Genomic DNA, 23601 nt, shown 5'->3' on the forward strand with positions numbered 1-23601 from the left:
CCGAACCGGGGCCGCGACACCGCGCGACGGCCGGTCTTCACCATGCCCCGTTCCCTTTCGCCCAGAACCGGATTATAGCTCCCCCGTTGAACATCCCGCCCGGCCGCAAGGTCGGGCGCCGTCATTTCTGGAGGACCGCATGTCCGACATCCTGATGCCCAAGGCGACGGCCGTCTGGCTCGTGGACAATACGTCGCTGAGCTTCGAGCAGATCGCCGATTTCTGTAATCTGCACCCGCTGGAAGTGCGCGGCATCGCCGACGGCGAAGTGGCGCGCGACATCCGCGGCGCCGATCCGATCGGCAATGGCCAGCTGACCCGCGAAGAGCTGGACAAGGCCCAGGCCAACGACGCCTATCGCATGAAGGCCCAGGTCAGCCGTCACGCCGAGCTGCTGAAGCCGCAGAAGAAGGCCCCGCGCTACACGCCCGTGTCGCGCCGTCAGGACCGCCCTGACGCCATCGCCTGGTTCCTGCGCCACCACCCCGAAGTGACCGACGCCCAGATCTCCAAGCTCCTGGGCACCACCAAGTCGACCATCGACCAGGTGCGCCAGCGCTCGCACTGGAACGCCGCCAACATCAAGCCGGTCGATCCCGTGACCCTGGGCCTGGTCGGCCAGCTGGAGCTGGACGCCCTGGTCAAGAAGGCCGCCGAAAAGAAGGCCAAGGACGACCTCAAGAAGGGCATCCTGCCGGAAGATCCCACCCTGCGTCCCGCTTCGGAGACCGGCGTCGTCGAGACTCCCGAGGAGGACGAAGAGGCCGATTACCGCAAGTCGCGCGCCGAGCCCAAGGCCGAGGACGTGTTCGGCAAGTCGACCTATGTGGCCGACGATGAGGACGAGGACGACGACGAAGACTGAGGCGTTCTGGCGATCAAAATGAAAGAGGCCCATTCCGCGATCACGGAATGGGCCTTTTCTAATTCAGCAGCTTCAATGGAGCTGTGATCTCAGCCCCTCTATCTCTTCCTTCAGCCTCAGCTTCTGCCGCTTGAGCTCCCTAAGTCGGGTCGCATCGCTGGCGGGGCGCTTGGTCTCTTCCTGGATCGAGCGATCGAGGTTCTCGTGACGGGACCCAAGTTCGCGGATACGGGATTCGATGGCCATGGCTGTCGGCTCCTTGCTGTTGAGAAGACGAGTGAACACCCGCTGCGCCCGGCTGTCAGATCACATATGGTTGCACGCGGCCCCGCTTGACTTGGCCCACCTTCCTCCCGTGTCGGACGAAAATTCACCATGACGGACTCTTCCAAGACCGCGGACAAGCCCCGACTGATCATCGGAATATCCGGCGCTTCGGGCGTTATCTACGGCATCCGCGCCCTGGACGCCTGTCGCGACCTGGGGGTCGAAAGCCATCTGGTGCTGTCAAAATCGGCGGCCCTGACCCTGTCGCAGGAGACCGATCTTTCGGTCTCCGACCTCAATGCCAAGGCCGATATCGTGCACCGCGCCGCCGATGTGGGGGCCGCCATCGCCTCGGGCTCGTTCCGGACCCTGGGCATGATCATCGCCCCCTGCTCGGTGCGGACCATGAGCGAAATCGCCAGCGGCGTAACGTCTTCGCTGCTGACGCGGGCCGCCGACGTGGTGCTGAAGGAGCGCAAGACCCTGGTGCTTATGGTGCGCGAGACGCCGCTGCATCTGGGCCACCTGCGCACCCTGACCAGGCTGTCGGAGATGGGCGCGGTGATCGCCCCGCCCCTGCCGGCCTTCTACGCCAAACCAAAGTCCATCGCCGAGATGGTCGACCAGTCGGTGGGCCGGGTGCTGGACCTGTTCGATCTGAACTGGAAACCCGTCAAACGCTGGGGCGAGGACATCCCGCCCATCTCCGGAAAGAGTGAGGGTTAAAGCCATGACGCTTTGGGACTGGGCCCTTGCGGCCTATGCGCGACAGGATGTCGCGGCCGCCTGCCTGAACCTGCAGGACGCCCACGGACAGAACGTGCCCTACCTGCTGTGGGCCGCCTGGGCCGCCGGCGAGGGCCGCGTCGCCGACGCCAAGGCCGCCGCCGGGCTGATGAAGCAATGGGACGCCGAGGTCGGGGCTCCGCTGCGCGGCGTGCGCCGGGCGCTGAAGGCCCCCTTCCCGGCCGTCGCCGACACCGCGCGCGAACCCTTCCGCGAAACGCTCAAGGCCGTCGAACTGCAGGGCGAGCGGGTGCTGATGGAAAGTCTGGAAGCCATGAGTGGTCCCTCGGGCCCGCCGCTGGACGTTCTGGCAGGCTTGATTGCCGCCGCAGCCGCGTCCGGCGATCCGCCCCGCACGTCGGCTCTGGAACGCCTGGCGACCGCATTGTCGTGAGCCCCTTTACGCGCGCCCCGCCTTTGCTATCTATCGCGCTTGGCTTCCAGCCAAGGGGAACTGTCCATGACCGATGAACCGTCGACGAACGACGACGATCCGTCGGACGAATCCGACCAGGCGATCGAGCGCCGGCTGTCGATCCTGCGCGAAGAGCACCAGGATCTGGACGCCGCCGTCCAGGCCCTGGAAGACCGCCCTCAGCCCGACATGCTGCAGGTGGCGCGGCTGAAGAAAAAGAAGCTGGCCCTGAAGGACAAGATCGGCCGTCTGGAAGACATGCTGATGCCCGACATCATCGCCTAGCACGCAGCTCTAGGCCGGCAGTCGGCCCCTGGCGGCGACTTCCGAGGCCGGGCGCTTGCGCACCACGAACTCGATGGCGCATTCGGTGGTGGGCAGACGCGTCTGATCGAAGCGCTGGTGGTCGTAGTAGAAGGTGCTGTTGAGGCTCTCGAGCTTCTGCACCTCGGCCTGGGGCCCCAGCTGGCGCAGCAGGTCCAGCACATTGAGCGACCGCCCGCTCCACGACTCCGGCTTGAAGATCGTGAACGTCCACTTGTGGTCGTCATTGAAGGTGCTGGGAAACACCCCCTGCTCGTACATGTCCTCGTCGGGGACCATCACCACCATGTGCCCGCCGGGCTTGAGCACCCGCAGCCAGTTCTGCAGGCTGACGGCCGGGTCCAGCAGATGCTCCAGGCAGTGGCTGGAATGGACGAAGTCGTAGGTTTCGTCGGCCACGCTTTCCAGATACTGGCCGTCGCCCTGCGGCAGGTCCCAGGTGTCGCAACCGCTCATCAGGGGAAAGAATGGCTTGAAGCTGGACAGGGGATCGGGCGCGCCGCCGACATCGAGGCCCTGCCCCACGAAATAGTGGCTGGCGAACTTGGGATCGTGCATTCGACGAGCGATGGACTTGGCGCATTCATGTGTCATGCGAGACCCCTGTAACCAGGTCCGTTCATCGCCCAGTTCGCCGGGTTTGTCAGCGGGCCGCCATCAGCGCGCCGCATCAGTGCGCCTGGCAGGCCTCCAGGGCCCGCACGCCGCGCAGCAGCTTGGCCGGAGTGATCGGCTTCTCCAGACGAGCGTCGGCCCATTCATCCTCGCGCAGGCGCGCCGGATCGATGGCCGAGGCCAGAAGGGTTGAGGTCAGGACGCCGCGTCGCTTGCGGACGGCGCGGATCAACTCGCCGCCGGTCATGCGGGGCATGTAGAAGTCGGTGATCACCAGATCGGGGGCGAACGCGTCCAGCGCGGCCAGCGCTTCGACGCCGTCGCGGCATACCAGGACGTCAAAGCCGGCCTCGCCCAGCGTGATCTCGTAGATCATCGCAAGGATCGGGTCGTCCTCGGCGATCAAAATTCGCTGCATTGTCGCGCCCCACACGCCTGACACTAGTCAGAGCGCTTTTGCTTAACCAACCGTTAAATTGGTAGCGCGGGGGGCAGAACGAGTCCCTGCGCAAAACGTCGCAAGACCCTGAGGCGAGCGGAGGAGGTTCTAAACCCTAGAGCATTTTCGGGCGAAGTGGATTCCGGTTCGGGTGAAGAAAATGCGTTAAAACAAAGATCTAGAGCTCCGGACTGACGCCGTCAGGACGGCAAACGCTCTAGGCCTGCTTTCGCTTGCGCACGAACATCGCCGCATCGGCCTCGGCCAGGGCGACTTCGGGATCCGAACCCGGGGCAATCTCGCGCACGCCCCACGAGATGTGCAGCGGCGCAGACCACTCGCCGAACTCGACGGGGGTGTCCTGGATGGCGGCCGCCAGGCTGGCGGCCTTGGACAGGGCGGTTTCCTTGTCGGCCTGGGCCAACAGCACGGCGAACTCGTCGCCGCCCATGCGTCCGACCACATCGCTTTCGCGCACATTGGCCAGCAGACGGCGTGCAACCGCCTGCAGGGCCGCGTCGCCCGCCGCATGGCCAAAGCGGTCATTGACGTTCTTGAAGCCGTCCAGGTCGAAGAACACCACGCTGGCCGGCGAGCCATAGCGCTGGGCGAAGGCGGCCACGCGCTTCATCTCGCGCAGGAAGGCGCGACGGTTCAGCACCGGGGTCAGCACGTCCTGGTCGGCCTGCTGCTGGGCTTCGTTGAGCCGCAACTTCAGCCGCGAAACCTCGCCGCGCAGGTCGTCGATCTCGGCCATCAGGGTGGTCAGCGCTTCCTGCACCTGGGGCGTCAGGTCAGCCTCGCCCAGCCCCAGGAAGGCGGCGCTGTCGGGGGCCGGCGCCTCGCGCACGGAAACCTGGGCCCCCGCACGGGCCAAGGCCCGCTTGCGGATGGCGGCAAAGGGTTCGGTCCGGGCGCCGGAGATCTTCATGGACTAGGGAATCGTTTCTTGCACAGCTTGGCCAAGTGTTAACGGGAACGGCGTCACGCGCAATCGGGGCGCGTTTTGGTCGCAGCACCCTGTCGTCGCGGCGCGCGCGGCGCCTGTTTCACGGGCGCGCCAGGCGTTTTGGGCTTGCGCTCGCGCGATTGACGCGCATACGGGGCGACCTTCAGGGCTCGGGTCAAGCATCCGCGTCCGCGCGCCGCCTTGAGGGATCTGCAAGCCGATGCCGAATACACCGCCGGTCGCCATCATCATGGGCAGCCGCTCCGACTGGCCGACCATGAAAGCCGCCGCCGACGCGCTGGCCAGCCTGGGCGTCGCTTATGAGGCCAAGGTGATCTCGGCCCACCGCACGCCGCAGCGCCTGTTCGACTTCGCCACGGGCGCGCAAGGCGCGGGCTTCAAGGTGATCATCGCCGGGGCCGGCGGCGCAGCCCACCTGCCGGGCATGGCCGCCTCGATGACCAACCTGCCGGTGCTGGGCGTGCCGGTGCAGTCCAAGGCCCTCAGCGGCCTGGATTCCCTGCTCTCCATCGTCCAGATGCCCGGCGGCGTTCCCGTGGCCACCCTGGCCATCGGCGAGGCCGGGGCCAAGAACGCCGGCCTGCTGGCCGCCCAGATCCTGGCCCTGTCCGATCCCGCCCTGGCCGAACGGCTGGCCGCTATGCGCCAGGCCCAGACCGACAGTGTCGCCGAAAGCGTCGAGGACTGAACCGCCCATGACTGACGCGTCTTTCCCCCTCGTTCCCGGCTCGACCATCGGCATACTGGGCGGCGGACAGCTGGGCCGCATGCTGGCCCTGGCCGCCGCGCGCCTGGGCTTCGACGTTCTCATTCTTGATCCTGAGGAAAACAGCCCCGCCGGCCGCGTCGCCGCCCGCCAGATCGTCGCCGCCTATGACGACCGCTGGGCCCTCAAGCGCCTGGCCGAGGCCTGCGACGTCGTCACCTATGAGTTCGAGAACGTTCCCGCCGACACCGTCGCCGAGCTGGCGGCCCTGAACTGCGTGGTCGCGCCCGGCGCCAAGGCCCTGGCCGCCGCCCAGGACCGGGTCGTGGAAAAGAGCTTCCTGGCCGAGATCGGCGTGCCCACCGTGGCCTTCGCCGCCGTCCATGACAGCGAAACCCTGGCCGCCGCCGTGGCCAAGATCGGCGCGCCGTCCCTGCTGAAGACCCGCCGCGAAGGCTATGACGGCAAGGGCCAGGCCTGGATCCAGCGAACCAGCGACGCCGAGGCCTCGTTCGAGAAGATCGGTCGCCAGGCCGCCATCCTCGAGGCCCCCGCCGATTTCGGGCGCGAGCTGTCGGTGATCGCCGCGCGCGGCCGCGACGGCGAGATCGCCTGCTACCCCCTGTCGGAAAACCACCACGAGGGCGGCGTGCTCAAGCGCACCTCCGCCCCGGCCAGGGTGACGCCGGCCACGCGCGACCAGGCCGAGACCATCGCCATCAAGATCCTCACCGCCCTCGACTATGTCGGCGTCATCGGGGTGGAGCTGTTCGAGCTGGCCGGCGGCAAGCTGCTGGTCAACGAGTTCGCCCCCCGCGTCCACAATACCGGCCACTGGACCCAGGACGGCTGCGAGGTCGACCAGTTCGAGCAGCACATCCGCGCCGTGGCCGGCTGGCCCCTGGGCCCGACCCAGCCCCTGGCCCATGTGGAAATGACCAACCTGCTGGGCCCCGATGTCGAGGCCTGGAAGAAGCTGGCCGGCGAGCCCGAGACCCGCGTCCACCTGTACGGCAAGGGCGAGGCCCGGCCCGGCCGCAAGATGGGCCATGTGAACCGGCTGCGGCCGCTGAAGGACTGACCCCGCCGTGAGCGACCAAGCCCTGATCGGCCTGATCGGCGGCATGAGCTGGGAAAGCTCGGCCCAGTACTACCGGCTGATCAACGAGGCCGTGCGCGAGCGGCTGGGCGGCGTGGCCTCGGCCCGCACCCTGATGTGGTCGTTCGACTTCGCCGAGATCGAGACCCTGCAGCACGCCGGCCGCTGGCCCGAACTGTCCCGCCGCCTGGCCGACGCCGCCCGGGCGCTGGAGGCCGGCGGGGCCGATTTCCTGGTGTTGTGCACCAACACCATGCACCGCGAGGCCGACACGATCGAGGCGGCGGTCCACATCCCGCTCCTCCACATCGCCGACCCCACCGCCCAGGCGATCAAGGCCGCCGGCCTGACCCGGGTGGGCCTGCTGGGCACCGCCTTCACGATGGAGCACGACTTCTATCGCGGCCGGCTGGAAAAGCGCCACGGCCTGGAGGTGCTGGTCCCCGAGGCCGACGACCGGGCGGCGGTGCACGACATCATCTATCGCGAGCTGGTGGCGGGACAGGTGCTAGACGCCTCGCGTGAGATCTACCGCGCCGTGATCGCCCGGCTGGTGGCGCGCGGGGCCCAGGCGGTGATCCTGGGCTGCACCGAGATCATGCTGCTGGTCGGCCAGGCCGACAGCAGCGTTCCGGTGTTCGACACGACGCAACTGCACGCCCTGGCGGCGGTGGAGCGGGCGTTGGGCGGCGTGGGGGAGCTGACGCGGTAGGTGTCTGCTGGGGGTGGTGAGCGGCCCTCGCCTTGGCTTCCGACCCGAAAGGCGGCGCTCCGGGGTCGCGCCAAGCCTCAAGTCTCTTGGAGGCGCAGCGTGCCGGTCTCTTCGACACCCCTACATACCCTTGTCATCCCGGCCGCAGCGCAGCGGAGAGCCGGGACCCCGGGGCCGGGGACAAGCCCCGGGACGACGAGAAACAGTGCGATGGAGTCGAAGCCCTAGGATCTTAGGAGGCCGGATTCACCGCAAGCACCTTGCCGACAAGGCGGACCTTCAGGTCGCCACTCTCGGAACGATCACTGCGTCGCCATCGCGAAGATCGCATCGCGCGCCAGGTCCGGGCGCTCCATCGGCAGAAAGTGGCTGGTTCCGGCCACCGTCTCGACCGTCACGTCCTTGCCGCGCCGGGCGAAGCTGTCGCCGGCCCGGCAGGTCGAGCCGCGCTCGGCTTTCAGGATCCGCACCGGCCCCGTGACCTTGCGGATCGCCCGCCAGGGATCGTGGGCCTGGGCCGAATAGTTGGAGGCCTCCCAGGCCGGCGCGCAGGCCAGTTCCACCTTGCCGTCGTCACGATCAACGAAGCCGCCGTCGACATAGTCGGCCAGCATGGTCTCGGGCCAGGTCTTGAAGGCCCCGCGACCGGTATAGGCGGCCACCACCGCCTCGCGGTCGTCAAAGACGGCGCGGCGGCGCGAAGCGGCCTGGGCGATGGGCATCTTCTTCCACAGCGCGCCCGAGGTCCAAGGAACCTGGGCGTACAGAGCCACTAGGCGCGGCATGATCACCGGGTCCAGCAGGACGAGGCCCTTGACCGCGCCGGGCAGGGCCGCAGCGGCCAGCAGGCTGACCGTGCCGCCCATCGAATGTCCGGCCAGCACCACCGGGGGACCGTTCAGGGCCTTGAGCAAAGCGACCAGATCGTCGCGCAGGTCCAGCCACGAGCGACGGCCCTCGCCTTTCGCGGCCAGGGTCGTGGCGCCATGGCCGCGCTGATCAATGGCCAGCACCCGCAGGCCGGCCGACAGCGGGGCCAGCAGGCTGTTATAGGTCTGGGCGTTGAAGCCGTTGGCGTGGACGAAGATCACGTCGATGGCCCGGTCCTGCGGGCCAAATTCCAGCGCCGCCATCTCGCCGGGGCCGGCGGGGCTGTCGATGGCGATCATCCGCCTTCGGGGTTGTCGAAACACGGCCGCATCCATCGGCGAGGGTCCTTTTGCGGCTCCCGATCAGGATAGGGCCGCAAGACGGCCGCGTCCATGGAGCCCGACGCCGCGCCCCTGACGAATGCAGAACCCTCTCCCTGTGGGAGAGGGTTCGAGTCCGCGCCTAGGCCTGGGTCAGCTGCCACTCGCCGCGATTGTCCTGGCAGGCGCTGTAGCGTTCCGTGGCCGGACGCTGGCCCGAGGTCGAGATCGAGGCGTTGATCACCCGGCACGAGGCGGCGACGGTCTGCAGCGGACGCACCAGGCCTGGGGCCACGTATCCGACGGCGTAGCCGCTCTGGCCGACCAGGATCCAGCCACCGTTCGGGGCCGAGCCCAGGGCGTCGAAGGCCTGGCCGGCGGCCAGCTTGCCGACGACCTTGCCGCTGGTCGAGGGGGTCGAACGCATGTTCGCCGCGCCCTTGGCAGCGTACTGCCCCCCCAGAGCGTCATAGCTGGGCAGGGACTGCACGCCCTGAGCGAAGCGCAGGTTGCGGCTGTCGACGGGCGGGCCGTAGCTGGAGGAGACCACGTCGATGCGACCCGAGGCGCCGGTGCGCGAATTGCTCCAGGTCTGGGACTGGCCGGTCTCCAGCGCCTTCTTGGTGGCCTGCTGGGCCAGGGCGGTGTCGGTCGACTGCATGCGGCAGCCGATATAGGAGCCCGCCGCCGCGCCGGCGGCCGCGCCGACCAGGGCGCCCAGGGTCTTTTCGTTCTTGGCCACCTTGCTGCCCAGGAACGCGCCGGCGGCCGCGCCGATCAGGGCCCCGCCTTCCTGCTTCTTGCCCGAGCCTTCGCACGAGAACAGGCTGCCCAGGCCCTTGGACTGGGCCAGGACGGGGGCCGGAACGGCCAGGCTGGCGCCGACCATGGCGGCGATGGCGAGCAGGGCGGGGGTGGTCTTCATGGGTCTTCCCTCTGTCTTGGCCGATGGTTGTGCGGCCACATTCCGCAAAGTCAGTGTTGGCGCCACGTCCAGTCCGCGAGATAGTCCCTTATCAACGATAAGGGAGGACGTCATGAGCGCCCACGATCACGCAGACTATACGTGTTTCAAGGTCGAGATCGAGGCTGGCGTTGCGCACATCCAGCTCAAGCGTCCCGACGCCATGAACACTATGACACGGGCGTTCTGGAACGAGCTTCCCGCAATTGTGAAACATATTGACGACAACGCTCTGGCGCGCTGCATCGTCATCACCTCGACCGGCAAGCACTTCTCGGCCGGCATGGAGCTTTCGGTGTTCACCGACGGCGAGGGCGTCACTGAAGAGCGCGGCGGCGACCGCCACGTGGCCGGCGAAAGCTTCCGCCATCACGTCCATCACCTGCAGGACACCTTCACCTGCCTGGACAAGGCCCGCATGCCGGTGATCGTCGCCATCCAGGGCGGCTGTATCGGCGGGGCGGTCGATTTCGTCAGCGCCTGCGACATCCGCTACGCCACCTCCGACGCCTTCTTCTGCATCCAGGAGATCAATATCGGCATGACCGCCGACGTCGGCACCTTCCCGCGCCTGTGCAAGCTGATCCCCGAGGGCTGGGTGCGCGAGCTGGCCTATACCGGCCGCCGTCTGCCGGCGGGGCGGGCGCGCGACATCGGCCTGGTCAACGAGACCTTCGACAGCCACGAAGCCCTGATCGCCCACGCCTTCGCCACCGCCCGCGAGATCGCCGAAAAGTCGCCCCTCGCCGTGGCCGGCAGCAAGGTGATGATCAACTACGCCCGCGACCATACCATCGCCGACAGCCTGGACTATATCGCCACCTGGCAGACGGGCATGTTCGCGGGATCGCACATGGCCGAGGCGTTCAAGGCGAAGATGGAGAAGCGGCCGGCTGACTTCCCCGACCTGCTGCCGCTCAAGAAGAAGATGTAGCCTTCACCGGCAGTTCGGCGCCCGTCAGGTCGCAACCCTCGAGGCGGGCTCTGGTCAGGTCCGCCTCGATGAACCGGGCCCGCGGCGCGCTGGCTCCGGTCAGATTGGCGCCGCGCAGCACCGCGCGGCTCAGATCGGTGCGGATGAACCGGTCCTCGGCGATCTTCAGCGGACCAAGCTTGGCGCCGGTCAGGTCGGCCTTGGCCAGTTGGGCCCCGACCAGGCGCGCGCCGCGCAGGTCGGCGTTCCTGAACTTCACGCCGCGCAGGTCCGCGCCCATCAGATTGGCGCCCTGCAACTGGACGCCCTCCAGATCCATGCCGAACAGAACCGCTCCGGGCGCTGACAGGCCCGTGAGCCGGCGGTTCTTCAGGCGTTTCAGCGGCCGGAAATCAACCTCATCGACCCGGGCGATCGCGCCCTCGCGGCCCTCGGACCTGACGAAGGCTTCATGGGCGTCGAGCACCTCGGTCAGCGGCAGGTCGTCGATATAGATGATCGGCGGCGGGGCGCGCAGCACCTCGCTCATGTCGACGTCCTCCAGATTGGCCCCCGACAGATCGGTTCCCACCAGGACGGCCCGCCGCAGCGAGACCTTGGACATGTCGGCCTTGTGCAGATTGGCGCCCGACAGGTCGGCGCCGTCCATGCGGGCATTGGCCAGCTTGGCGCCCTGCAGGCTGACGCCCGTCATGTCGGCGTCGCTGAAATCGGCGGCCTGGGCGAAGGCGCCCGACATCTGGGCCCCGGTCAGCTTGGCCCCGTTCAGCAGGGCGTAGTCCAGTTCACCCGGACGTGTGGAATGCTTGAGGATCCGCAGGCCCTTGGTGTCATCCTGCACGGCGGTGACGCCCTCGCGCAGGTCGCAGGCCGAAAGGTCAGCGCCCGAGAGATTGGCCCCGCGCAGGCAGACGCCGCGCATGTCGGCCCGGGTCAGGTCGCAGTCGCGCAGGTCGGCGTCGCGCAAATCGGCGCCGTACAGCGTGGCCCGCACCAGCTTGGCGCGCGCCATCATCGCCCCGCCCAGCAGCGCGCCGGTCAGGTTGGCCTCCGAGAGATCACGGCCCTCGAAATTATAGTTGTTGAGGTTCACATACGAGAAATTGGCGCGGCGGCCAGCCGGCTGGCCCTTCAGGAACCGGCCGTGCGCGTCCATCACCTCCCGAACGGCGGAGGCGTGCAGCGAGCGGATCAGACTGGGTCTGGCGGCGGCGGACATGTGGGCAGGGGCGTCTCTCGAGAGCGACGGAAATTCACACATCAGCTTTAAGGAAAGGTTCAGCCCCGCCCGGAAAAGGCGACCGAGCTTGCCGCTGATTTCATCTGCCTTTTGCCGATGGACGGCCTAGAACTGGGCGTCATGGAACAACTGGCGCAGGCCCGGATCGCGGTGTGGCAGGGCGGCAGCCTGTGGCTTCTCAACACCTCCAGACCAAGCTCTGGCCTGGCGCCGCGCACCGATTTTCACGCCCATCACGCCGTCCAGCTGGTGTTCGGCCTCGGGGGCGAGTTTCGGCTGTGGCTGACCGATAGGGAGCTGTCCGACCGATATGTGGCGGTCGCGCCAGACGCCCTGCACAGGTTCGACGCGACCGGCGCCTATGCGATGCTGTTCGTCGAACCCGAAAGCCGTGCGGGGCGCGCCATCGTTGCGGCGACCTTCGGCAACGGCGATCTCTGCGCCCTTCCGGCGGCCCGCGTTGACGGGATCCGCGACCAGTTGACGGCGCTGGGGCGAACGCCGCCGCCCTCAATAGACGAACTTGAGGCGCTGGGCCGAGACATGATCGAACGGCTCGCGGGCGATGATTCCCCCGGGGCCATCGACGCCCGCATCCAGACCCTCGTCACCTGGGCGGCCCAGGAGCACGACAAGCCGGTCACGCTCGGCATGGCGGCCCAGATCGCGGGACTGTCGCCCAGCCGCCTGAGCCACCTGTTCGTCGAACAGACCGGCCTGTCCTTCAAGACCTACCTGCTGTGGGTGCGCCTGACACGGGCGGTGGGACTGATGGCCGAGGAACAGACCCTGACGGCGGCTGCCTATGGCGCGGGATTTTCCGATTCCGCGCACTTTAGCCGGACCTTCCGGCGGATGTTCGGCATCGCCCCGGCCAATCTCGCCTTGATGTAGCTGCTGCGTTCAAGCCGCTGCGACGCGCGGCCGATAGACCTCGGGCATCCTCAACCCCTGTGAAGGACGACCCGATGAACGACCAGACCCAAACCGAAACCACCGCCCGGCAAGCCAGCGCCCAGGGCGCCTGCTCCAATCCGACCTGCGCGTGCGGCCCCCAATGCCAGTGCGGCGACGCCTGCGTCTGCACGCCCGGATCCAACTGCGCCAACTGACCCGGCGAGGGTCGCCCTGCCCCGCGCATCCGCGCCGTCGATGGGATTTGACGACAATGACTGGAACACCGACAGCGCGGGCCCGGCGCAGGGCCGCCGCATGGTAGACGCCGTTCAACTGGCCTATCTGGCGTGCGGCGGCTTCTTCCTCACGGGCCTGGCGACCGGGGCCTGGAAGTATCGCGCGATGATCACCGACCCCGACGGGCAGGCGCCCGCCTATGTCGATATCTGCCATCGCGCGGCGTTGATGTACGCCTTCGCCTGCCTGGTGCTGGCCGAGTTTGCCCGCCTCAGCGCCTGGCCGCCCGGCGTGAACCTGGCGGCGGTCGCCGTGCCGGTAGCCTTCTTCGCCGCCGCAGTGGCGACCTACGCCGTGCACGGGGTCCTGCGCGACACCGACAACCAACTGCGCCGTCCCCACCGTCTTGGCCGGCGCCCGGTGCATGGTGGCGTCATCAGTCTGTTCATCTACGCCCTGATGATCGGCGAAATCGGCGGCTTCCTTGTACTGCTGACGGGTTCGACCGAAAACCTTCTGGGCTGACCTCAAGCGCCACTACGGAGAACGGATATGGAATATCTCGTTGGGGCGCTGCTGGCCCTCGGCGTCGGCGTGTTCGGCACGATGGTCGGGTTCGATCGGGAGCGCGGGTTCTATCCCGTGGTCCTGACCGTGATCGCCGGCTACTACGCGCTCTTCGCGATCATGGCCGGCGCGCTGGATACATTGGTCGTGGAGGTCGCGATCCTTTGCGCCTTCGCCGCCATCGCGGTGATCGGGTTTAGAACAAACCTCTGGCTGGTGGCCGCCGCCCTGCTCGGGCATGGCGTCCTTGACCTTTTCCATCCGCGCCTGATCGCGAATGCCGGCGCGCCGAGCTGGTGGCCGATGTTCTGCCTGACCTTCGATGTCGTGGCGGCCGGCTATCTGGCCGCGCGGCTGCTCCGTTCCAAGGGGTCTGTCGCCGCGGTCCGGGGGCAGGCATGCTAGGCGCCGACCTCTGCAAAGACTTCAGCCGGCTCCTGCGTCGGGGCCTGCCGCTGCTGGGCGCCGCCTGGCTGGCCGGCGCGACGCTCGGCCTGCACGGCGTCTGCGCCGCCGCCGAGGATGTCCGAACCGCGCAGGTCGACGGTCACGCGGTGGCCTATCGGGTGCTGGGACATGGCGGTCCGGCCCTGGTCCTGATCTCGGGCCTGGGCGACGGCATGGACTCGTTCAAGGCTGTCGCGCCGGACCTCGCCAAGCGCGCCACGGTCATCGTCTATGACCGGGCCGGCTATGGCGGCAGCGGTCCGGCCGCCGCCATCCGCGACGCCACCGCAGCGGATCGCGAGTTGGTCGGCCTGCTCAAGGCCTCGGGCGTGAAGGGGCCCTATGTCGTCGCCGGCCATTCGCTGGGCGGGCTCTACGCCGAATATTTCGCGGCCCGCCATCCCGGCGAGGTGGCTGGGCTGATCCTGGAGGATTCCCGGCCGGCGGACTTCACCCGCCGCTGCCAGGCGGCGAAGCTGCCCCTGTGCGTCATCCCCCCGGTCTTGGCGCGCTTGATGTCCAAGGGCGCGCGCGCCGAGCTGGCGGGCCTGGACGACACCATGGCCCAGGTTGCCGCCGTCGCCCGACCGCCGGCCGTGCCCGTTCTGGTGCTGTCGCATCCGGTCGGGCCCAACGCCAAGCCCTTCGACGCGCTCTGGAAGGCCGCCCAGGCCGACCTGGCCGCCCGCTATCCTGGATCGCGTCACCTGACGGCGCCGGCTGGCGGCCACTACATCCACCACGACCAAGGCGCGTGGTTCGTGTCCCAGGTGGAGGATTTCCTGGCGCCGATGCGCTGCCCGGCTAAAGCCAGCCCTTGCGTTTGAACCACAGCAACGGCCCGATGCCGGCGGCGAACATCATGCCCAGGGCCATGGGATAGCCCTCCATCCACCGCAGCTCGGGCATGTGCTCGAAGTTCATGCCATAGACCCCGGCGATCAGGGTCGGCGGCAGGAACACCGCCGAGAACACCGAGAAGATCTTGAAGATGGCGTTCTGCTCGATGTTGATCAGGCCCAGGGCCGCGTCGAGCAGGAAGGTGATGTTGCTCGACACATAGCTGGAATGGTCGGTAATCGACTGCACGTCGCGCTGCAGGGACTTGAGGTGGTCGCGCAGCTCGCGGTCGCCCTCGAACTGGTCGGCCAGGGACGCGAAGCTGAGCAGGCGGGCCAGGCTGACCAGGCTGTCGCGGGCCTTGGCGTTGATGTTCTGGGCCCGGCCCAGGCGGTTGAGGATCTGCTCGAAGGCGCCGCCGCGCGGACGGCTGAAGATAGCCCGCGACTGGGCCTCGACCTCGCTGGCGGTGCGCTCGAGAATGTCGGCTGTGCGGTCGACGACGGCGTCGAGCAGGCCAAGGAAGGTCTGCGGGCCGTTGGGGCACAGGCTGGGCTGGCGCTCGGCCTGGGCGGCGAACACCGAGAAGGCGCGCGGCTCGACATAGCGGATCGTGATCAGGCGCTGGCCGACCAGAACGAAGGTCACCGGCGCGGCGGTCGGCAGATCGCCGTCGGCATTGACCAGGACGGTGGCGGTCATGAAGGTGCCGCCGTCCTCCTGATAGAGGCGCGAAGAGGCCTCGATCTCGGCCATCTCCTCGCGGGTGGGCAGCAGGACGCCGACGGCCTGTTCGACCGCCACCTCCTCGGCGCGCGAAGGATCGACAAGCTCGATCCAGACGGCGTCGTCGGGTAGCCGCCAGTCGCGGCCCGCGTCGCCGGTCTCGAAGCCCGGCGCGCCACGGCGCAGAATTCTCAGCATGGATCGGCGAGCCTCGTCACCCGCCGGGAATGACCCAGCGCGAGCGTGGCGTCAATCGGGGCGCAGCAAGGCCTAGCGGGGTGCGGCTGGCTTGTCGTCTTCGGACGGGCCGCCAGAAGCGGCGGCGATCAGGGCGGCGATCCGGTCGGTGGAGTCGGCGGCCTGGTTGATGATGTCCAGCGGCGAGGCGCGAACCGAGGCGGCCACCTGGTTGGCGGCGGACTTGGCCAGCGAAACGGCGGCGTCTTGGGCCAGGGCCAGCTTGCTGGTCGCCACGGCGATCTTGGTGGCCTGGGCGTTCTGATAGATGAAGCCGTGGGTCGGATAGACCGTGGTGCCCAGATCGCGGATCGGATCGTACCAGACCTTGACCTGGGTCCAGTCGCCGGCCGGCGAGACGTCGACCACGGTGACGTCCTGTTCGACCTGGCCGCGGGCGCCGTTCATCACCGACCAGTTGGCGTGCGTCACCTGGATGACGCGATCGGTCAGCACCTGGCTGACGAAGGCGACATGGCCCAGGTTCATGCGGCCGGTGGGCTTGAAGGAGAGGACCGAGCCGATCTTCGGCGCCGAGCCGGTGTCGTAGTGGCCGGCCGCCTGGCCCCACCAGGTGCGGGCGTCGCCGAAGATTTGAATGCCAGACATCAGACGCGCGAACGGCACGCACTGCCAGTACCCGTCAGCCACCGCGCCGGAAACCGGCATCAGGCTGATCATGGCGGCAGCGGCGATGGAACCCCAGAGGGTTCTCGTCCGTTTCGTCATGCTGTGGGCACTCCCCCGTGTCAGTAGGCCAAGCAGTAACCTTGCCAGAGACCTATGAAAAGAGTGTTTCTCAGGCGCCGGCCGCGACCAGTCGCCGCTGGGCGCGGCGTTGAGCCCAAGATTTCATGTGCTCTCGGGCCGGCTTTTCGACCAGATGATAGGATGCGGCCGAGAGCGGGATCAGCGCTGCGACAATGCCCAGCCAGATCAGCAGGGGCAATTGCTCGCCCTCGATACCCAGAATTTTCGTCGCTGCATTGACCGAAACGATCTTCCAGGGAATGCAGATCATGTAGGTCGAATAGCTGATCTCGCCCAGATAGACGAAAATGCTCTGGCTGGCGAAGGTCGAGCCGGTAGCGGCCAGGCTGGCCAGCATCAAAATCAGGCCGCCCAGCACCGCAACAATGACCGGATCGGGGGCGCCAAGGTGAACGGCGCCCAGAACAAGGGCGCCCATTACCAGAGCGCCGGGCGCGGCAAGTCGGCCCGGGATCGCGCCCGAACGCCACAGGGCGTGCAGGGCGCAGCCATAGGCAAAGCACGGGACAATGCGCAGCGCGCCCCACTGGATGGTCGCGGCCGTCAGCGGGAAGCCGGCCAGGCGCTCGAAGGCGGGATAGAGCCCCGCGATCAAGGCCAGGGCCAGGGCCACGGCCACAAACGGCCGCTTGCGCAGCCTCCAGGCGACGAAGGCGAAGGCGGGGAAGCTGAGATAGGCGAACCATTCGGCCGAGATCGACCAGGAGGCGTGGTTCCAGCCCGACACCGGCGCAAAGCCCCAGGCATGGACCAGCAGCAGGTTGGCCGGCAGGGCTTCCCACGAGACGATGTTGTGACCCACCACGATGCCCGCCAGGCTGGCCACGGCGGCCATCAAGCCCACGCCCGCCAGGGTGGCCAGATGCAGCGGATAGACCCGCGCCAGCCGATTCCACAGGAAGTCGCCATAGCGGAACCGCCCCTGGCCAAAGCCCTGCAGATAGACATGGCAGAGAATGAAGCCCGACAGGGTGAAGAAGGCCTCGACCCCCAGATAGCCCTTGGTCGCGACCGCGGGCGTGAAGCCGACCGCCAGGTTGGGCCAATAGTGGAACAACACCACCCAGAAGGCGGCGAAGAACCGCAGAGCAGTTAGGGGTTTGATATTGGCGGCGTCTGGCATATTTCAGGTCCAGTCTGGCGAAGCCTGGGGGCTTCCGTCACGTTCCCTTGCATGGACGGGATCCACGGAGGGGTGGGTCGAGACGCTTTTTCAGACGACAGCCTTAGAACAGGACGATGAACGAACTCCTTAACCTCGCCGTGGACCCCGCAGCCTGGGCCGCCCTGGTCACCCTGATCGTCATGGAAGTCGTGCTCGGCATCGACAACCTGATTTTCATCTCCATTCTCTCGAACAAGCTGGCGCCCGAGCACCGTCAACGCGTGCGCCGCATCGGCATTTCGCTGGCCCTGATCATGCGTCTGGTGCTGCTGTCGACCATCGCCTTCATCGTCGGCCTGGTGCATCCGGTGTTCGACCTGGGCATTGCCGGCCCGGCCGGTCCGACCGGCGAGCCGTCGTTCGAGACGGCCTTCTCCTGGCGCGACCTGATCCTGCTGGCCGGTGGCCTGTTCCTGATCTGGAAGGCCACCAAGGAAATCCACCACACGGTCGATCCCGCCCAGGAAAGCGGTGACGTCCTCGACAAGACCGGCGCCGCTATCTCGAATGTCGGCTCGGCGATCTTCCAGATCATCCTGCTGGACCTGGTGTTCTCGATCGACTCGATCCTGACGGCCGTCGGCATGACCGAGCATCTGCCGATCATGGTCATCGCCGTACTGGTCGCCGTGACGGTGATGCTGCTGGCCGCCGATCCGCTGGCCAACTTCATCAACAACAACCCGACCGTGGTCATGCTGGCCCTGGGCTTCCTGCTGATGATCGGCACGGTGCTGATCGCAGAGTCGTTCGGCATGCATGTGCCCAAGGGCTATATCTACGCGGCCATGGCGTTCTCGGCCACGGTCGAGGGGCTCAACATGATGTCCCGTCGAGCTGCGGCCAAGAAAAAGGGCGAAGGCCACTAAGCCTCCGCCCCGCCGATCGCCTTCAAGGGCCCCGCCGTCCCGGATCGTGTCCGGGGCGGCGGGGTTTTTTGTTGGGCGGACGCCTATCGCGCTTTCCAGCTCTCGCGGACCAAGGCCTTCGCCTTTGCCGGGGCAGGCGAATAGCCCAGGCTGGACATCCGGGCGTCGCCGTTGGCGTAGCCCCACTCGAAGAAGTCCAGCACCCGCTTGCGACGATCCACAGGGGTGTCGTCGCGCACCAGGCCGTAGCTGACCAGCACCAGCGGCCAGCTCTTGGCGCCGGGCTGATCCAGGGTCGGAACGCCAAAGCCCTTCGACGCCGACCAGTCAGCCTGGGCCGCGACGGCGGCGAAGGCCTCAGGCGACGGGGCCACGAAGGCGCCGTCGCGGTTCTTCAGCGTCACCAGATCCAGTTTGTGCTCCAGCGCATAGGCGTATTCGACATAGCTGATCGTGCCCATCGTGCCGGACATGATCTCGCTGATCCCGGCATTGCCCTTGCCGCCCAGGCCGATGGGCCAGGCGACCGTCTCGCCGGCGCCGGGGCCGGCCTTCCAGGCCGGACTGACCGCCGACAGATAGCTGGTCAGCAGCAGGGTCATGCTGGCCGGATCGGTTCGGCGCGCAACGGTGATCGGCCAGTCGGGCAGGTCGACCCCCGGATTGACGGCCTTCAGCCTGGCGTCATTCCACTGGGTGATCTTGCCCAGAAAGATGTCGGCCAGTAGCGCGCTGTCCAGGCGCAGCTTGCCGCTCTCGAGCCCGGGAACATTGGTCACCAGAACTGTGCCGCTGATCAGGAAGGGAAACTGGCTCATGCCCTTAGCGGCGAGATCGGCGTCCGACAACGGCATGGCGGTCACGCCGAAGTCGGCGGCCTTGGCCTCGATCTGGCTGATGCCATAGGCCGAGTTCTGCCCCTGATAGGTCATCGCCTCGCCGGTGGCGGCCTGGTAGTCGGGCATCCAGGCCTTGAACAACGGCGACTGGATGGAGCCGCCGGCGCCGCTGATCGCGGTCGGGGCCGGCGACTGCGCGCCCGCCGTGCCCGTCAAACCGAGACACAGGGCCAGTGCGATCGGCGCGATGGATAGTTTCAAGAGCATCCCTCCAAGGACTGTACAACATTAGAGAAAGGCTGCTCAGCCAAACTCAAAATGAGTACCTGTTGTTTTCCACCTCCTTTTGAAACCAAGACTTTCATTCATGAAATGCGACACGGAGACGCACGAATTTCTCGCGCCATTACTATGGATGCGCGGAATATTTCATTAATCAGTAGTTAAAGAAAGCTGTAGGGGTCGATATCGACCACCACCCGCACCGAGTTCGGGGCCCTGGCCCGCGCCCGCCAGGCTGACATGAAGCCCTGCAGGTCCACGCTGCGATCGGCCCGAACCAGAAACCGCTTGCGGCGGCGACCGCGCACCAGGGTCAGGGGCGCGTCGGCGGGGCCGAACACCTCCACGCCTTCGGCATTGGGGATCACCGCCGCCAGGGCCTCGACATAGGCGTCGAGGGCCGCGCCATCGGGGCCAGAGGCGATCACCGCCGCCAGCCGTCCGAACGGGGGCAGGCCCGCCTCTTCGCGCATGCGCAGTTCGGCCTCGACAAAGGCGTCGCGGTCCTGGGCCTTCAGGGCCTGCAGCACGGCATGGTCGGGGGTGTAGGTCTGCAGCATGGCCCGCCCCGGCTTTTCGTGGCGTCCGGCCCGGCCGGCCGCCTGGGCCAGCAACTGGAAGGTCCGCTCGCCGGCCCGCAGATCGCCGCCGCGCAGGGACAGATCGGCGTCGACCACGCCCACCAGGGTGAGGTTGGGGAAGTTGTGGCCCTTGGCCGCCGCCTGAGTGGCCACCAGGATGTCGATCTCGCCCGCCGCCATGCTCTCGACCAGGGCCCGCGCCCCGGCCGCGTCCATCACCGTGTCGGACGAGAACACCGCGATCCGCGCGGTCGGAAACAGGAAGCGCGCCTCCTCCTCCACCCGCTCGACCCCCGGGCCGATCGACACCAGGCTATCCTTGGCCCCGCAGGCCGGGCAGGCCTCGGGCTTCTTCATCGAGAAGCCGGTCAGGTGGCAGACCAGACGCCCGGTATAGCGGTGCTCGACCAGCCAGCTGTCGGTGTCGGGCGATTTCATCTTCTCGCCGCACGACTTGCACAGCACCAGCGGCGCATAGCCCCGGCGGTTGAGGAACAGCATCGACTGCTCGCCCCGCGCCAGGGTCACGGTCATGGCCTTGATCAGCGGCGGTGACAGCCAGCGTCCGGCCTCGGGCGGGGTCTCGCGCAGGTCGATCAGGCTGATGTCGGGCAACTGCGCCGCCCCGTGCCGGGCGCTCAGCCGCAGCCAGCGGTAGCGACCGCTCTGGGCGTTGAACAGACTTTCCAGCGACGGCGTGGCCGAGGCCAGCACCACCAGCGCGCCCTCGATCTTGGCGCGGGCCACGGCCAGGTCGCGGGCCTGATAGATGAAGCCCTCTTCCTGTTTGAACGAGCTGTCATGCTCTTCGTCGACCACGATCAGCCGCAGCTTGCGGAACGGCAGGAACAGGGCCGAGCGGGCGCCGACCACGATCCGCGCCTGGCCGCTGGCCACGCCTTCCCAGACGCGCCGGCGTTTGGGCGGGGCGACGCCGGAATGCCACTCGGCCGCGGCCGCCCCGAACCGCGCCTCGAAGCGGCTCATCACCGCCTGGGTCAGGGAGATCTCGGGCAGGAGGATCAGGACCTGCGAGTCTGGATCCTCGGCCAGGGCGGCTGCGACAGCCTCCAGATAGACCTCGGTCTTGCCCGAGCCGGTGACGCCGTCCAGCAGCGCCGCCTGGAAGCCGCCCTGCCCCAGCATCTCGCCCAGCACATCCGCGCAGGCCTGCTGGCTGGCATTCAGCGACTGGGGCGGCAGCGACAGGTCGGGAGCGGGGAAGCTCTTGTCAGCCTCGACATGTTCGATGGCCAGCGCGCCTTCATCGACCAGGCCCTTCACAACACCGGCCGAGACTCCCGCCAGATTGGCCAGGGCCGCGCCCGACATCGGCCCGCCCTGGGCCGCCGCCAGCACCTTGAGGCGGGCCGGCGTCATGCGCGCGGGCTGCGAGCCGGTGAGCACCAGCACCTTGTCGGGCTTGGGCGGCGGATGGCGCAGGCCGCGCAGGGCCATGGCCAGCGGCCAGCCCGGAACATCGACCGAATAGCGCGCCGCCCAGTCGATGAAGGTCAGCACGCCGGGCGGCAGGGACGGATCGTCGAGCTTTTCAAGAACCGGTTTCAGCGGCCGGTTGCCGCCGGTCCCGTCGCGCAGGGCGGTGACCACGCCGCGAATCACGCGGGGCCCCAGGGGCACTGTCACATGGTCGCCGATCGCCAGGCCCAGCCCCTCGGGCTCGGCATAGTCGAACGCCTCCGGCAGCGGCATGGGCAGAAGGACGGAAGCGATGCGCGGCATGGAAAACAGCTTCTGCCGTGAAAGTCCCTCCGGGTCGAGATCAAGCATCGTCGCGGGCCGCAAGCCGGCGTTAACCGATATGGGGTTTGATGCCTCGTCTCTGAGTGGATTTGCCGTGGGGCGGAGAAGACCGACGATGAGCGACGCGACCCAAGCCTTGATGAAGCCCGTCGATCCCGAGGTCGTCCGCGCCTTCCTGCGCGATGAGCCCGACTTCCTGCGCGACGACAGCGGCCTGCTGGGCGAACTGGGCCTGCGGGTCGACGGCGGCAATATCATCGACTTTGGCCCCGCCGCCCTGGCCCGCGCCTCCGCCGCCCACAAGCGCGAAGCCGTGGTCCGCCGCGAGATCGAGGACACCGCCCGCGCCAATTTCTCGGCCCAGGCCCAGACTCATGCCGCGGTCATCGACCTGCTGGACGCCCGCAACCATTCCGACCTGGCGCGCCGCGTCGACGAGATGGCCAATCTGCGCTTTTCCCTCACCACCGGCGTCATCGCCCTGGAAGGTCCGGGCCGGGTTCCGGCCGGCTGGCACGCCCTGATCGAGGGCCAGATCGACATGCTGATGGGCGACCACGCCGTGGCGCGCATGGGCTTCTATGCTCCGGCCCTGGGTCTGTTCGGCGACAAGCTGGATCACATCCGCAGCATGGCCATGGTCCGCATGGCCCTGTGGGAGCCTTCGCGGCAGGGCATCCTCGCGTTCGGCTCGTCCGACCCCGAGGCCTTCACCCCTGACATGGGCTCCGAGCTGGTGGCCTTCCTGGCCCGGGTGGTCGAGCGCACCGCCGAGCGCTGGCCCGTTCTGTGACCTCACCTGTGACGAGCGGCCGCCAGGCCCTCGTCGCCTGGCACGACCATCTGGAGCACGAGCGCCGCGCCTCGCCACGCACCGTGCGGGCCTATGGCGACAACGTCCTGGCCTATATGAACTTCCTGGAACGCCATCGCGGCGAGACCGTGACGCTGACCGCCCTGGGCGCGATCACGGCGGCCGAGCTGCGCGCCTATCTGGCCTTCCGCCGCAGCGGCGACGACGCCCTGGCCCCGCGCTCGCTGTCTCAAAGCCTGTCGTCGATCCGCGCCTTCCACCGCTTCCTCGACCAGCGGCTGGACACGCCCAACCCCCAGATCGCGCTGGTGCGCGGCCCGCGCCTGAAGGTTGGCCTGCCGCGCCCGGTCACCGAAGACCAGGCCTACGGCCTGATCCATGAGATCGGGTCCGTATCTGGCGATGGGCCCGACCGCGACGACTGGGAAGTGGCCCGCGACGAGGCGGTGCTGACCCTGCTTTGGGGTTGCGGTCTGCGCATCTCCGAGGGGCTGTCCCTGCTGCGTCGCAACGCGCCCCTGGGCGAAACCCTTCGCATCACCGGCAAGGGCGGCAAGACCCGGATCGTGCCGGTGCTGGACGCCGTGCGCGAGGCGATCAACCTCTATCTCGCCGCCCTGCCCTTCGTGCTGTCGCCAGATGAGCCGCTGTTTCGCGCCAAGCGTGGCGGCCCGCTGTCGCCGCGCCATGTCCAGGCTTCGGTGCAGATCCTGCGCGGCCGTCTGGGGCTGTCTGACCGGGTGACGCCACACGCCCTGCGCCACGCCTTCGCGACCCACCTGCTGGGGGCCGGCGCAGACCTGCGCTCGATCCAGGAACTGCTGGGCCATGCCTCGCTGTCGACCACCCAGCGCTATACCCAGGTCGACGCCGCCGGCCTGATGGCCGCCTATGCCAAGGCCCATCCTCATTATGAGTAGCAATCTGGGGCATCTTGTCGCGATGATCACCGCAGATTCCGGGAATTAACCGCGTTTTTACTGCCCGCGCGCCTTCTGGTCTCAAGAACCGACGCCTGTCTTCCGATTGGCGGGCGTTG

28 protein-coding genes are annotated in these 23601 nt (G+C 67.8%); 16 read left to right on the top strand and 12 right to left on the bottom strand.

What is annotated here, in order from left to right; genetic code table 11:
- Positions 1-139: 139 nt before the first annotated feature.
- On the top strand, positions 140-865 hold the full coding sequence (locus tag ACW17Z_RS08560) for a DUF1013 domain-containing protein (protein WP_419319862.1): 726 nt from the start codon (positions 140-142) through the stop codon (positions 863-865).
- 72 nt (positions 866-937) lie between these two features.
- Here ACW17Z_RS08560 and ACW17Z_RS08565 read toward each other — a convergent pair whose 3' ends face one another.
- Positions 938-1111, bottom strand: a complete 174-nt coding sequence (locus ACW17Z_RS08565; RefSeq protein WP_419319861.1) for a YdcH family protein — start codon at positions 1109-1111, stop codon at positions 938-940.
- A gap of 129 nt (positions 1112-1240) precedes the next feature.
- On the opposite strand from ACW17Z_RS08565, the gene ACW17Z_RS08570 reads away from it, so the two are divergent.
- The 3 genes from ACW17Z_RS08570 to ACW17Z_RS08580 all read left to right on the top strand — a co-directional run bounded on the left by ACW17Z_RS08570 (position 1241) and on the right by ACW17Z_RS08580 (position 2618).
- The gene (locus ACW17Z_RS08570) at positions 1241-1858 is read left to right on the top strand and encodes a UbiX family flavin prenyltransferase (protein ID WP_492058347.1); all 618 of its coding nucleotides are present in this window, start codon (positions 1241-1243) and stop codon (positions 1856-1858) included.
- Between the two features lie 4 nt (positions 1859-1862).
- Positions 1863-2312 (top strand): TIGR02444 family protein, encoded by a 450-nt coding sequence (locus ACW17Z_RS08575; RefSeq protein WP_419319857.1) that lies wholly within the window; start codon positions 1863-1865, stop codon positions 2310-2312.
- A gap of 66 nt (positions 2313-2378) precedes the next feature.
- Positions 2379-2618 (top strand): YdcH family protein, encoded by a 240-nt coding sequence (locus ACW17Z_RS08580; protein ID WP_419253343.1) that lies wholly within the window; start codon positions 2379-2381, stop codon positions 2616-2618.
- A gap of 9 nt (positions 2619-2627) precedes the next feature.
- On the opposite strand, the gene ACW17Z_RS08585 is transcribed toward ACW17Z_RS08580, so the two are convergent.
- The 3 genes from ACW17Z_RS08585 to ACW17Z_RS08595 all read right to left on the bottom strand — a co-directional run bounded on the left by ACW17Z_RS08585 (position 2628) and on the right by ACW17Z_RS08595 (position 4642).
- The gene (locus ACW17Z_RS08585; protein ID WP_492058348.1) at positions 2628-3251 is read right to left on the bottom strand and encodes a methyltransferase domain-containing protein; all 624 of its coding nucleotides are present in this window, start codon (positions 3249-3251) and stop codon (positions 2628-2630) included.
- A gap of 76 nt (positions 3252-3327) precedes the next feature.
- Positions 3328-3690, bottom strand: a complete 363-nt coding sequence (locus ACW17Z_RS08590) for a response regulator (RefSeq protein ID WP_492058349.1) — start codon at positions 3688-3690, stop codon at positions 3328-3330.
- 238 nt (positions 3691-3928) lie between these two features.
- Entirely contained in the window at positions 3929-4642 is a 714-nt protein-coding gene (locus ACW17Z_RS08595) for a GGDEF domain-containing protein (RefSeq protein WP_419319851.1), read from the bottom strand.
- Between the two features lie 238 nt (positions 4643-4880).
- Between ACW17Z_RS08595 and purE the strand changes: the two genes are divergently transcribed.
- The 3 genes from purE to ACW17Z_RS08610 are packed head-to-tail and all read left to right on the top strand — an operon-like array spanning position 4881 to position 7198.
- Positions 4881-5369, top strand: a complete 489-nt coding sequence (purE, locus tag ACW17Z_RS08600; protein WP_419319850.1) for a 5-(carboxyamino)imidazole ribonucleotide mutase — start codon at positions 4881-4883, stop codon at positions 5367-5369.
- A gap of 7 nt (positions 5370-5376) precedes the next feature.
- Positions 5377-6468 carry a 5-(carboxyamino)imidazole ribonucleotide synthase gene (locus ACW17Z_RS08605; protein WP_492058350.1) on the top strand — a complete coding sequence of 364 codons (1092 nt, stop codon included), beginning with the start codon at positions 5377-5379 and terminating at the stop codon, positions 6466-6468.
- Between the two features lie 7 nt (positions 6469-6475).
- Entirely contained in the window at positions 6476-7198 is a 723-nt protein-coding gene (locus tag ACW17Z_RS08610) for an aspartate/glutamate racemase family protein (protein WP_419319846.1), read from the top strand.
- A 302-nt stretch (positions 7199-7500) separates the two neighbouring features.
- Here the strand turns inward: ACW17Z_RS08610 and ACW17Z_RS08615 are convergent, their stop codons facing one another.
- Together ACW17Z_RS08615 and ACW17Z_RS08620 are read right to left on the bottom strand one after the other, a co-directional pair.
- The gene (locus tag ACW17Z_RS08615) at positions 7501-8403 is read right to left on the bottom strand and encodes an alpha/beta fold hydrolase (protein ID WP_492058351.1); all 903 of its coding nucleotides are present in this window, start codon (positions 8401-8403) and stop codon (positions 7501-7503) included.
- Positions 8404-8530: 127 nt separating this feature from the next.
- A complete protein-coding gene (locus ACW17Z_RS08620; RefSeq protein ID WP_492058352.1) occupies positions 8531-9313 on the bottom strand; it encodes an SH3 domain-containing protein in 783 nt (260 codons plus the stop codon).
- A gap of 112 nt (positions 9314-9425) precedes the next feature.
- On the opposite strand from ACW17Z_RS08620, the gene ACW17Z_RS08625 reads away from it, so the two are divergent.
- Positions 9426-10286, top strand: a complete 861-nt coding sequence (locus ACW17Z_RS08625; protein WP_492058353.1) for a crotonase/enoyl-CoA hydratase family protein — start codon at positions 9426-9428, stop codon at positions 10284-10286.
- Here ACW17Z_RS08625 and ACW17Z_RS08630 read toward each other — a convergent pair.
- Positions 10270-11505, bottom strand: coding sequence for a pentapeptide repeat-containing protein (locus tag ACW17Z_RS08630; protein ID WP_419319838.1), 1236 nt, complete (start codon positions 11503-11505; stop codon positions 10270-10272). The genes ACW17Z_RS08625 and ACW17Z_RS08630 overlap by 17 nt on opposite strands.
- 141 nt (positions 11506-11646) lie before the next feature.
- Between ACW17Z_RS08630 and ACW17Z_RS08635 the strand changes: the two genes are divergently transcribed.
- From ACW17Z_RS08635 to ACW17Z_RS08655, 5 genes are all read left to right on the top strand, one after another.
- Positions 11647-12420, top strand: coding sequence for a helix-turn-helix transcriptional regulator (locus tag ACW17Z_RS08635; RefSeq protein ID WP_492058354.1), 774 nt, complete (start codon positions 11647-11649; stop codon positions 12418-12420).
- Between the two features lie 74 nt (positions 12421-12494).
- Positions 12495-12638, top strand: a complete 144-nt coding sequence (locus tag ACW17Z_RS08640) for a hypothetical protein (protein ID WP_492058355.1) — start codon at positions 12495-12497, stop codon at positions 12636-12638.
- Between the two features lie 40 nt (positions 12639-12678).
- Positions 12679-13185 (top strand): hypothetical protein, encoded by a 507-nt coding sequence (locus ACW17Z_RS08645; protein ID WP_492058356.1) that lies wholly within the window; start codon positions 12679-12681, stop codon positions 13183-13185.
- Between the two features lie 27 nt (positions 13186-13212).
- A complete protein-coding gene (locus tag ACW17Z_RS08650) occupies positions 13213-13632 on the top strand; it encodes a hypothetical protein (RefSeq protein WP_492058357.1) in 420 nt (139 codons plus the stop codon).
- Positions 13626-14501 carry an alpha/beta fold hydrolase gene (locus tag ACW17Z_RS08655; RefSeq protein ID WP_492058358.1) on the top strand — a complete coding sequence of 292 codons (876 nt, stop codon included), beginning with the start codon at positions 13626-13628 and terminating at the stop codon, positions 14499-14501. Before ACW17Z_RS08650 ends, ACW17Z_RS08655 begins: the two co-directional genes overlap by 7 nt.
- Here ACW17Z_RS08655 and ACW17Z_RS08660 read toward each other — a convergent pair.
- From ACW17Z_RS08660 to ACW17Z_RS08670, 3 genes are all read right to left on the bottom strand, one after another.
- Positions 14479-15438 carry a magnesium transporter CorA family protein gene (locus tag ACW17Z_RS08660; RefSeq protein WP_492058359.1) on the bottom strand — a complete coding sequence of 320 codons (960 nt, stop codon included), beginning with the start codon at positions 15436-15438 and terminating at the stop codon, positions 14479-14481. The genes ACW17Z_RS08655 and ACW17Z_RS08660 overlap by 23 nt on opposite strands.
- Positions 15439-15510: 72 nt before the next feature.
- Complete coding sequence (locus ACW17Z_RS08665) at positions 15511-16206, bottom strand: CHAP domain-containing protein (protein ID WP_419319832.1); 696 nt, start codon at positions 16204-16206, stop codon at positions 15511-15513.
- A gap of 70 nt (positions 16207-16276) precedes the next feature.
- Positions 16277-17371 carry an acyltransferase family protein gene (locus ACW17Z_RS08670; RefSeq protein ID WP_492058360.1) on the bottom strand — a complete coding sequence of 365 codons (1095 nt, stop codon included), beginning with the start codon at positions 17369-17371 and terminating at the stop codon, positions 16277-16279.
- Between the two features lie 116 nt (positions 17372-17487).
- On the opposite strand from ACW17Z_RS08670, the gene ACW17Z_RS08675 reads away from it, so the two are divergent.
- Positions 17488-18282 (top strand): TerC family protein, encoded by a 795-nt coding sequence (locus ACW17Z_RS08675; RefSeq protein ID WP_492058361.1) that lies wholly within the window; start codon positions 17488-17490, stop codon positions 18280-18282.
- Between the two features lie 83 nt (positions 18283-18365).
- Here ACW17Z_RS08675 and pstS read toward each other — a convergent pair whose 3' ends face one another.
- Both pstS and ACW17Z_RS08685 read right to left on the bottom strand, forming a co-directional pair.
- On the bottom strand, positions 18366-19382 hold the full coding sequence (gene pstS / locus ACW17Z_RS08680) for a phosphate ABC transporter substrate-binding protein PstS (protein WP_492058362.1): 1017 nt from the start codon (positions 19380-19382) through the stop codon (positions 18366-18368).
- A gap of 182 nt (positions 19383-19564) precedes the next feature.
- Positions 19565-21727: a primosomal protein N' gene (locus tag ACW17Z_RS08685; RefSeq protein ID WP_492058363.1), complete on the bottom strand. Its 2163-nt coding sequence runs from the start codon at positions 21725-21727 to the stop codon at positions 19565-19567.
- A 136-nt stretch (positions 21728-21863) separates the two neighbouring features.
- Here ACW17Z_RS08685 and ACW17Z_RS08690 point away from each other — a divergent pair, with 136 nt between their 5' ends.
- A complete protein-coding gene (locus tag ACW17Z_RS08690; protein WP_419252968.1) occupies positions 21864-22541 on the top strand; it encodes a DUF484 family protein in 678 nt (225 codons plus the stop codon).
- An 8-nt stretch (positions 22542-22549) separates the two neighbouring features.
- Positions 22550-23482 (top strand): tyrosine recombinase XerC, encoded by a 933-nt coding sequence (locus tag ACW17Z_RS08695; protein ID WP_492058505.1) that lies wholly within the window; start codon positions 22550-22552, stop codon positions 23480-23482.
- The last annotated feature ends 119 nt before the right edge of the window (positions 23483-23601 follow it).

This window comes from Caulobacter sp. GSs2, from assembly GCF_058680895.1.